The following is a 2,098-nucleotide window of genomic DNA, read 5'->3' on the forward strand; positions in this document are numbered from 1 at the left end:
TTGATGCATATGTTACTTCTATATACTTTTGCCATAGAAGCTCTGCAGGAATGGCAATGACGAAGTACGCTGTCACTGCATACATTATAGAAGAAATCATTATACCTGCGGTAGTTGTCTTCTGACATACATACCTAACCGAATTGAGTCCCAGGTATATACTATTTCCAATTAAATACGCTACGGTCAAAAAAACACAGTATCCTATAGAATCCGGTTTAGCTGCATTCAAGAGTAACATGCTTATAGTTCCAACCATTACCTCGCTTAAACATAATGCCACCGCATCACCGATTTCTTTGATATGAATCAATACTGCAATGATAATCTCAATTACAAATAAGATTGAAATATAGTTCATGAATGGATGCCCTGGAACAATCGACTGTGCCAATGGTACTTCTAAGTATATCACAAGGCCGATCACCGCCCCTGTTAGATATGGCATGAATATCAATGATGCCATGAAAACAATGGCTAAAAGAGCTAAAAATAGTTCAACCAAAGATGATCCATATTCATCGCGTTCCATAACCAACCTCCCCCTCTAAGGTGTTTCAAGACTCATCCTGTATATGCTTAATGTAATCAAGTACCTTTGCTTGTTTATCTGCAGAAAGCTTTTGAAATGCTTCCTGATACTTCATCAATCTGTGATATGTATTCTTCTTGCCATGAGACGAACTATCTTCTGTATCAGACATAAGACTATCTACTGTCACGTTATAAAGCTCGGCAAATTTCAATATCTCAGAAGCCAGGACCTGCCTCTTGTCTGACTCTATGGCAGACAAGGTAGGTCTGGACACTTCCAAATACTCGGCAGCTTCTGCCTGACTTTTACCGCTTGCAACTCTTGCGTTTTTGAGACGCTCTCCAAAATTTGACATATATACCTCCATGTCAGTAATTCTGACATAATTACTTTACCATATATGTTTTGATATGTCAGTATTTCTGACATATTTTATGATTTTTTTACAATGAGCTTTCCTTTCATATGCTCAGGCATTAACTCAAAACATCTCATTTCGGTAAAGCATTTTTCTATATAATGTCTCTCTACAAAAAATCGTCATTTCCTTACCTGCTAAGACCTAAAGGTAAAGAAATGACGTATATCCCATTACTCGGCATCAATGAGCGTCTGTTTAATTAAATTGATAAAATAAATTTGTCTGTCTGTAAATCCTGAAATCATTGGTCAACTGAGATCCTGTTACCCTCCACATCAAATTTAAATGATTTTGAATAGTTCTGGAATGGCCAGACTTCCACTGTTTTTTTCTCGTTATTGTAAATCGCACTGTATTGTGTCATAGAAATGCCGGCTGCATTTGTATAAGGGTTTTGAGCCACACTCTGGAGGATTACCAAAGCCGTAGATTCCGGCATTCTGGTATAATAATCTTTTTTGTCCGTATCCCTATAGCATTCCAACTGTCCCTGTATTGTAACGAAACGATGATAACCATGACCGTAGCCGTAATGGTAACTCGTTTTCATGTCTTCATCAGTCATTTGGACGGCCTCTTCCCTGAGCTTGTCACCCCTGTAAGAATCCTCGATATCATCACTACCCAGGTAGAAGTTCGTGCAAATATCAGAAGGAATGACCTGAACATTACTATTCCGGCTCTCGATCACTACACTGCGACCAGTTGCATCAGATACCATAAAATGACATTCCTGCCAATCTCCCGGTACAATAATGCCGGCTGCCGTTTTCCGAATAGCCTCATCAACATTTGCGCAGTCATCCAGTATATAACGCAGCAGCATGCTGGATCCAGCCGGGAATCTCCCAGGCTGATCTCCTTTCTTGATATCTACACGCTGAACGGATACATAAAGTCCCTTTTCATTGATTCCATCCATACACTGATAAGGTAGAATATCCAACATGTCAGGGTCAAACCCTTTTTGGTCTGGACCACCCTGCGTGAGCAGAGGATTGCTTTCGTCGCACCAGACAGCATCGGCCACAGCGATTGATTCATACTTAGTGTATGCTCAGCAACCGCCTAATTTTTCAGACGGCTGCTTCATATAAACAATTGTACCTTGAAAATATCAAAATCAATTTTTGGAACAAAGA

Annotated in this window: 3 protein-coding genes; all 3 read right to left on the bottom strand. The window is 39.8% G+C overall.

The window, feature by feature from the left end:
• Positions 1–532: hypothetical protein (locus tag T515_RS16085; RefSeq protein ID WP_036613576.1), on the bottom strand; the 532-nt coding region annotated here is incomplete at its 3' end.
• Positions 533–557: 25 nt separating this feature from the next.
• Positions 558–890: a helix-turn-helix domain-containing protein gene (locus T515_RS16945; RefSeq protein WP_051671832.1), complete on the bottom strand. Its 333-nt coding sequence runs from the start codon at positions 888–890 to the stop codon at positions 558–560.
• Positions 891–1,197: 307 nt separating this feature from the next.
• A complete protein-coding gene (locus tag T515_RS16095) occupies positions 1,198–1,905 on the bottom strand; it encodes a carcinine hydrolase/isopenicillin-N N-acyltransferase family protein (protein ID WP_155988420.1) in 708 nt (235 codons plus the stop codon).
• Between the last annotated feature and the right edge of the window lie 193 nt (positions 1,906–2,098).

It is taken from the genome of Oribacterium sp. P6A1 (assembly GCF_000702885.1).
Classification (GTDB): domain Bacteria; phylum Bacillota; class Clostridia; order Lachnospirales; family Lachnospiraceae; genus Oribacterium.